A 7,430-nucleotide genomic window follows, 5' to 3' on the forward strand; every position below is an offset into this window, starting at 1 on the left:
CAGAACGCTGGTTACCGCTTGGTTGGCCAGCACCCAACCGATCGCAAGCGCGGCCGGATCGCGGCCGGAACTGCGGGCATATTCGGTCAGCTTTGCGGCTCGGGCGATGGTTTCGGGCTGGAACTCGGTTTCCAGCATCCGCCGGTCGCCGCGCGCCGCCCGTGATTCTTCCGGCGCGCCCTGCCCATATTTACCGGTGAGCACTCCGCGCGCCAGCGGCGAATAGCAGACGACGCCGATGCCCAAATGCCGGCAAGCGGGGATCAAATCGGGTTCAGCGGTTCGGTTGAGCAGATGATAATAGGGCTGGGCGGCGACCGGACGGGCGACGCCCAGGCGGTCGGCGACACGCACCATCTCGGCGATCTTCCAGGGCCTGAAGTTGGAAAAGCCCCAATGGGCGATCGCGCCTTCGTTCATCAGGGCGCCCAGTGCGCCGATGGTTTCGTCGAGCGGAGTGACTTCATCGTCGCGGTGCAGGTAATAAAGATCGATCTGCTCAATGCCCAACCGCTCACGCGATAGCCGCGCCGCACGCATGATGCGCTCAGGCCCGATGCCGCCCTCATCGTCGATCCCGGGCGCCTTGTTGCCGCCCTTGGTGGCGATGAAGGGCCGGTCGCGCCACTGTGCGACCAAACGGCCGACCATCCGCTCGGAAGCGCCTGCGGCGTAGGCGTCGGCGGTGTCGATGAAATTACCGCCGGCAGCGCCATAGGTCTCCATGATGCGGGCAGCCTCGTCCTCGCCGGTCCGGTCGCCGAACATCATGGTGCCAAGGGCCAACCGGGAAATCTGGGCGCCTTGGGCGCCGAGCGCGCGCGTTTCGATCGCCGTCATTGTTTGCTTTCCCAGATGGTGACCGTCTTGTCGATCACCATCGGGGCCGTCTCACGGTCAAAATCGGCAAAGTGGCTTGAGGTCAGATGGGCGTCGAAGGCGGCACGGTCGTCATAGATTTCGTAAAGGTGGAACTGGCCGGGCCGTTCGGGCGAAGCCCACACATCGAACTGGCGGCAGCTTTCTTCCTTGCTCAGGGAATCGCGGGCTTGGCGGCTGACGCGCAGGGCAAAGCGGTCGTGATCGGCTGGAGCGGTTTCAAACAGCACAGTAACGCAAATCATCTCAGTTTTCCGGTGTTGAAGGGGTTGCGGAGATCCTGAACAGCCGCGCGAAAAGACGCGCAACGGCGCGCTTGATCGGCGGAATCTGCGACAGGATCAGCAGCACGTTCATCGTCAGCAAGATCGCCGCTCCAGGCCGCAGCACAAAGGTCGATGGATCGCCGTCGGAAATCAGCAGCGAGCGGCGGAAGGTCTCATCAAACAAGCCGCCAAGAATCACACCGATCACCAGCGGCGCGATCGGATACCGCATCTGGATCAGCGCGTAGGAAACCAAGCCCACGACGATCATCAGGAACAGATCGTTGATGCCGCCGCCGACCGAGAACGAGCCGAGCGTTGTCAGCACCAGCACGACCGGCAGAAAAACCGTCTGCGGCAGGCGCAGCACCTGGATGAAGATGCGGGCCAGAAAGAGCCCCAAAAGAAACATGGTGGCCGATGCCATGACCAGGATGGCGACAATGCGAATGATGAACATCGGGTCGATCATCGGGCCGGGCGTGACATTGTTGATCATCAGAGCGCCCAGAAGAGCAGCCGCCGGTGGCGAACCCGGGATCCCCAGAACGAGCAGCGGGATCAATGCGCCACCGATGCAGGCATTGTTGGCCGTCTCCGAGGACAGCAAACCCTCCATGGAGCCCTTGCCGAACTTTTCGGGTTCCTTGGAGGCGCTCTTGCCGATGCCGTATGACACCCAGCCGGCAACGTCCTCGCCGACACCGGGCAATGAGCCGATACCGACGCCGACCACGCCCGAGCGCGAGATGGTCGGCATGTAGCGGCGCAGGCGGGCAAAACTGGGCACGATGCGGCCGACCTGCACGGGCGTTCCCGCAAACGGGCCCGAACGCAGCCCGTACATGATCTGAGGAATGGCAAAGCAGCCCATCAGCACCGGCACCACCTGAAAGCCGCTCAAAAGATATGACCAGCCGAAGACGTAGCGCTGTTCGGACATGATCGGGTCGAGCCCGACCATAGCCATGGCAAGCCCGATGAGCCCCGCCAGCCACCCTTTGATGACCAGATCCGAACTCATCAGCGTGCCGGAGATCAGGATGCCAAACAGCGCCAGCAGCGCCTTTTCGGGCGAGGCGATCTGGGTCGACAGCGCCATCAGAGCCCAGACGAACATCAAAAGACAAAATGTGCCGATCAACGTCCCGATCAGCGAAGCGGTGGTTGTCAGGCCCAGCGCCTCGCCGCCGCGGCCCTGTTTGGCCAGCGGATGCCCGTCCATTGCGGTGGCCGCCGAGGCCGCGGTGCCGGGAATGTTGAGCAGGATCGATGGGTATGACCCGCCATAGATGGCGCCGACATAGGCGCCGATCAGTGCGATCATCGCCTGGTCGACAGGGAATTTGTTGCCGAAGAAGCCGGTCAGGATGGTAACCGCCAGCGTCGCGGTCAGGCCGGGAAGCGCCCCGAAAACAATACCCAATGACACCGAGCAGACAAGGTAGAGATAGGTGCGCGGATCGGTGGCGAGCTCGCCCAGGACGACGAGGAAGGAACCAAATTGCTGGAGCAGGAAATCGACCACCTTTATGGCCGGTTCTGTCCGGACAGGAAGGGCCGGACATTGACAAAATAGTGGTACTCGATCTGTTTGAACACCAGCCCCGTCCGGTTGGGCACGTTCTGGCGGAAGCCGAAGGCCATGACCACCACCACAAACAGCGGCACAATGATCGCGATGATGGGCGCGGCCTTCAGAAAAGCGTCAATGCGCTGGCCGGCGATCCGGGTCTCGACGATCATCGCCGCAAGCAGGATGGCAAAGGCGGCCAGCGTCAGCCAGTCATCGTCATGGGGCACGTTCCAGCGCGCCTGGGGGAAGTTGACCATGAACGCATAGGCCGCCGGCACCATAATGGCGACGAGCGCGATGACGGTCGGAGCACGGCGCCTTGTATGAAAACCGTAGATCAGGGCCAGCAGCACCAGCGCACTGGCGATAGAGAAATCGACACGGGGCACGAGCGCAAAGATATAGGCCAGCATGATCAGCGCGACGGCCACCATGCGCGCGCCGCCATCACTGGTCAGCCATGCCCGGACGGCAGGCCAGCTCGTCCTGTCGGGCGCGCCGCCCTGACGGACGGCGACCACCAAAAGCGCAATCGAAAGCACAAGTATGGCTGTGAAGATGCCGTAAGGCACGAGGGCGGCGGAATTGTACCACTGACCGGATTCCACGCCGGCCGCATTGGCCCGGAAGAACGGAATCTTCGATGTTTCCCAAAGGAAGAACACGCTTGCGGCGATCAGGATGAGCGCATTCCAGAAATCCTGCCGCCGCAATGACCTGCGGTCGTCCATGGTCTCCTCCCGGACGCTGTTTTGCCCCGCGCAAGAAGGCGGGGCAATCCAGATCAGCGTTTATGGCCGGCCAATGTCAAGCGAGGCCGGATCGATGCTTGCCGCGCCCAGATCATGCAATGTCCAGGCAAAATTGCTTTCCAGATTCGCAAAAACCGCACTGGCCCCATCGCCGGTCAGGCCCGACAGCGTGTAGTGATTGCTGGCCGCCCATTCCTTGACGGTTTCGGCTTGCATCGCCGCTGCAAACGCTTCGGTGACCGCGGCCTTTGCCGCATCAGGCGCGTCCGCAGGCAGCGCAAAGCCGATGGCCTGCTGCAACGGCAAATATTGGGACAATTCGGGGAATGTATCGAAAGCCGACGGTATGACCGTTCCGGCGACCTCGCCGGGTTCAGCCGTCAGCATGCCCAGCGGCCGAAGCCGACCGCCTTCGATGAGCGGCGCCTGTTCGGCCAGTGACGTGACGATCACCTCGACTTCACCGGCAATTGCCGCTTCCTGCGAAGGGCCGGAGCCAGAGTAGGGGATGAAGCGAAACTTGGCCCCGGTGCCGTTTTCAAGCGCAAGAAGGTTCAGATGGTGGATCGAACCTGCACCGGATGCGGCCGCCGGTATCATGCCGGCATCGGCTTTGGCGGCCTCGACAAGAGCCTCAAGCCCCTCAAATTCACTTTGCGCAGTGACGGAGATCACAAGCGGCGAACCGCCGACGATGAACGGATACCACGCGTCAAATGTGCGACCCCAGCCACCCTGGACCGATGCGGTCACGTTGGATTCCGATATGCCCGCCATGGTGTAGCCGTCGGCCGGTTGATTGATCACATGGGTCATGCCGTTGGACCCGGCGACGCCGCCGGTGACATTGGTCACGGTGATCGAAACGGGCAGTTCCTTCTCCATCTCGGCCATGATCATCCGGTTGATGGAATCGGTGCCGCCGCCCGCACCCCAGACGACCACGGTGGTTATATCGCGAAACGGAAACTCCTGCGCCGCCGCTGGAGCAGCGATCATCGCCGTACCAACGGCCAGCGGGGCCAGTTTCGTCAGTAAATGCTGCATCTTGGTTCCTCCCACAGACAGGCCGCAGCATGGGCGACCGGTTAATGATGAAAATGACGTATGCGTTAAAATATGGATTGTCAACGGCGTTGTTTGCCGATATGTGTCTTCACCAAGGGAGAGACCGACGCGATGACCCATGTGAGGCAGATGCCCGACGCACGCGGCCATGGCGCGCGCGCTGAAAGCGACAAGGCAGACGCGCGCTTTACCGTCGCCGTTTTCGAAGGCGACGGCATTGGCCCTGAGATCATGCGGCCAACGCTGGAACTGCTTGAGGCAATTGCGCGGACCGAAGATTTCTCGCTGGTCTTTGACGTTGTGCAAGCGGGCGCCGCCCATTTTCGCGACCATGGCGAAGCCCTGCCCGCGCCCTCGCTTGAGGTTGCAAGATCTGCCGATGCAATTCTTTTGGCGGCGATGGGGCTGCCCGACATCCGCTATGCGGACGGAACGGAAATCTCACCGCAGATCGATTTGCGCAACGAACTGGGCCTTTTTGCCGGGGTTCGACCGGTGTTCCTCCGCAAGGGCAAAAACGCGCCGGTCCGGGCCGCCAAGGATAGAGACATCGATTTCGTGATCGTACGCGAATCGACCGAGGGCCTGTTCGCTTCGCGCGGGCGCGGGATTGTCGATGGCGACCGCGAAGCGCGCGAAACCATGGTCATCACGCGCGCCGTATCGGAAAAGCTGTTCGACTTTGCCTTTCGCCTTGCCCGCGACCGTCGCGCCAGCGGCGCCGGCAGGGGCGTGGTGCACTGCATTGACAAAGCCAATGTTTTCCAGGCGTTTGCCTTTTTCCGGAAGGTCTTCTTCGAACGGGCGGCCCATTTCGGCGATCTTGAGGCTCGCACGGCCTATGTCGACGCGGCCGCCCTTTGGATGGTGCAAAAGCCACACATGTTCGACGTGATGGTCACCGAGAACATGTTCGGCGACATCCTGTCGGACCTTGGTGCCGGATTGATGGGCAGCCTCGGCCTGGCGCCCTCGGCCGACATCGGCGAACATCATGCGGTATTTCAGCCCTGCCACGGCAGCGCGCCCGACATTGCCGGCCAGGGCATGGCAAATCCCATGGCGATGATCCTTTCGGCGGCGATGATGCTGGAATGGATCGGCAAGGAGCGCGATGTGGCCGTCATGTCCGATGCCGGCCAGCGCCTGCGCGGCGCGGTTCTGGATGTCGTCGACAGGCGGCAGGTTCTGACACCCGATCTGGGCGGCGCCGCCACGACAAGGGCCGTCAGCGAGGCGGTGATGGGGGCATATATAATGCGGGCGGAGCGATGAGCGTATGGCCGTGAGTTCCGGTGTGATCAAGCCGCCATTGCGGGTTGCCCTTGCCGGGGCCGGCTACTTCGCACGGTTCCACATCGATGGCTGGCTGCGCAATCCCGACGTCGAATTGGCAGCCATCGCCGATCCCGACACCGCGCGCGCCACCCGGCTCGCCGAAGACGTGGCCGGCGGCGCACAGGCCCTATCCATCTTTGAGGACGCGGGCGCGATGCTCGGCACGGTCCGGCCGGACATCTTCGACATCGCCGCCCCGCCTGCCGCGCACCTTGAGCTGATCGGTCTTGGTATTGAGGCGGGAGCGCGCGTGATCGTCTGCCAGAAGCCGTTCTGCGGCGATCTGGAAACAGCCCGCGCGGCCGTGCGGATGGCGCAGGACGCCGGCGCAACGATCGTCGTGCATGAGAACTTTCGCTTCCAGCCCTGGTACCGGCGGATCAAGGCGGCCATCGATAGCGGGGAAGTTGGTGATCTCTACCAGATCACCTTCCGCCTGCGGCCCGGTGACGGTCAGGGCCCGGACGCCTATCTGACGCGCCAGCCCTATTTCCAGGCCATGGATCGCTTCCTGGTCCACGAAACCGCGGTCCATTTCATCGACACGTTTCGGTTTCTGCTGGGCGAACCGCAATCAATCTTTGCCGATCTGCGCCGGCTCAATCCGGCGATCGCCGGCGAAGATGCAGGTTTCATCCTTTACCGCTACGCCGATGGACGCAGGGCACTGTTCGATGGCAACCGGCTGGCTGACCATGCCGCCGACAATCCGCGCCTGACCATGGGTGAATGCCTGGTCGAAGGATCGAAGGCGCAGATCGCGCTCGACGGCAATGGCCGCCTGCATCTGCGCGCATTGGGCGAGAAGGCTTTAAGGGTTTTGCCAGGAGATTATCCTCAGGCCGGATTTGGTGGCGATTGCGTCTATGCGCTACAACGCCATGTCAGCGACCATGCCCTGACCGGTGCGCCGCTGGAAAATCGCGCGGACGCATATTTGCGCAACATGGAGATCGAGGAAGCCGTGTACCAGGCGTCCGCCGGTGGGCGCGTGGTGGACTTGACCAGGTGAAGCGATGAACCAAACGGCCGCCTTGAAGGCTGCAAAGACCGAGGCCGCCAAGGCGCCTTCAAACACGCAGCGCGCGGTGGCCGAACTGCGCGACATGATCATCACCAACAAACTGCCGCCAGGCTCCAACCATCTGGAATCCGAACTGGCGCAGATGCTTGGCATGTCGCGCACACCCGTCCGCGAGGCGGCAATCATCCTTGAGGGCCAAGGGCTGGTGGAGCTCCGCCCGCGCCGGGGCATCCGCATCGTGCCGATCGCGGCGGCCGACATGGAAGAGATCTATGCCATCCTGACCGAGTTGGAATCGCTGGCCGCGCACGATGTGGCTTACCGCGGTTGTCCGCCTGAGGATCTGGCCGAATTGCGTGGCTACATCACAGAGATGGATGACGCGCTCGATGTCGACGACCGCCAGCGCTGGGCGGCCGCTGATGATCGCTTCCATCGCAAGCTCGTCGACCTGGCGGGCAACCGCCGCCTGCAAACCATCGTTGCCACCTATTTCGACCAGGCCCACCGGGCGCGCATGCTCACGC

Annotated in this window: 8 protein-coding genes; 3 read left to right on the forward strand and 5 right to left on the reverse strand. The window is 62.7% G+C overall.

All coding sequences use genetic code 11. From position 1 onward, the window contains the following. The 5 genes from AC5E6L_RS12740 to AC5E6L_RS12760 all read right to left on the reverse strand — a co-directional run. Positions 1–840: aldo/keto reductase (locus tag AC5E6L_RS12740; protein ID WP_491773747.1), on the reverse strand; the 840-nt coding region annotated here is incomplete at its 3' end. Beyond that, entirely contained in the window at positions 837–1,124 is a 288-nt protein-coding gene (locus AC5E6L_RS12745) for a putative quinol monooxygenase (RefSeq protein WP_491229336.1), read from the reverse strand. The genes AC5E6L_RS12745 and AC5E6L_RS12740, both read right to left, overlap by 4 nt. Position 1,125: 1 nt before the next feature. Then, positions 1,126–2,673, reverse strand: coding sequence for a tripartite tricarboxylate transporter permease (locus AC5E6L_RS12750; RefSeq protein ID WP_491229337.1), 1,548 nt, complete (start codon positions 2,671–2,673; stop codon positions 1,126–1,128). A gap of 2 nt (positions 2,674–2,675) precedes the next feature. Continuing rightward, positions 2,676–3,452, reverse strand: coding sequence for a tripartite tricarboxylate transporter TctB family protein (locus tag AC5E6L_RS12755; RefSeq protein ID WP_491773750.1), 777 nt, complete (start codon positions 3,450–3,452; stop codon positions 2,676–2,678). 60 nt (positions 3,453–3,512) lie between these two features. Then, positions 3,513–4,520: a tripartite tricarboxylate transporter substrate-binding protein gene (locus tag AC5E6L_RS12760; RefSeq protein ID WP_491773752.1), complete on the reverse strand. Its 1,008-nt coding sequence runs from the start codon at positions 4,518–4,520 to the stop codon at positions 3,513–3,515. 132 nt (positions 4,521–4,652) lie between these two features. Between AC5E6L_RS12760 and AC5E6L_RS12765 the strand changes: the two genes are divergently transcribed. The 3 genes from AC5E6L_RS12765 to AC5E6L_RS12775 form a co-directional block, all read left to right on the forward strand. Further along, a complete protein-coding gene (locus AC5E6L_RS12765) occupies positions 4,653–5,816 on the forward strand; it encodes an isocitrate/isopropylmalate dehydrogenase family protein (RefSeq protein WP_491773754.1) in 1,164 nt (387 codons plus the stop codon). A gap of 4 nt (positions 5,817–5,820) precedes the next feature. Next, positions 5,821–6,891 (forward strand): Gfo/Idh/MocA family protein, encoded by a 1,071-nt coding sequence (locus tag AC5E6L_RS12770; protein ID WP_491773756.1) that lies wholly within the window; start codon positions 5,821–5,823, stop codon positions 6,889–6,891. A gap of 76 nt (positions 6,892–6,967) precedes the next feature. Beyond that, the coding region (locus AC5E6L_RS12775; RefSeq protein WP_491773758.1) for a GntR family transcriptional regulator at positions 6,968–7,430 on the forward strand (463 nt) is incomplete at its 3' end.

The organism is Roseitalea sp. (genome assembly GCF_984466335.1).

What these genes read in the sequence shown, in the direction of transcription:
- AC5E6L_RS12755 (WP_491773750.1), bottom strand. Translation starts at nt 3,452, where the DNA reads ATGGACGACCGCAGGTCATTGCGGCGGCAGGATTTCTGGAATGCGCTC.
- AC5E6L_RS12760 (WP_491773752.1), bottom strand. Translation starts at nt 4,520, where the DNA reads ATGCAGCATTTACTGACGAAACTGGCCCCGCTGGCCGTTGGTACGGCG.
- AC5E6L_RS12765 (WP_491773754.1), top strand. Translation starts at nt 4,653, where the DNA reads ATGACCCATGTGAGGCAGATGCCCGACGCACGCGGCCATGGCGCGCGC.
- AC5E6L_RS12745 (WP_491229336.1), bottom strand. Translation starts at nt 1,124, where the DNA reads ATGATTTGCGTTACTGTGCTGTTTGAAACCGCTCCAGCCGATCACGAC.
- AC5E6L_RS12770 (WP_491773756.1), top strand. Translation starts at nt 5,821, where the DNA reads ATGGCCGTGAGTTCCGGTGTGATCAAGCCGCCATTGCGGGTTGCCCTT.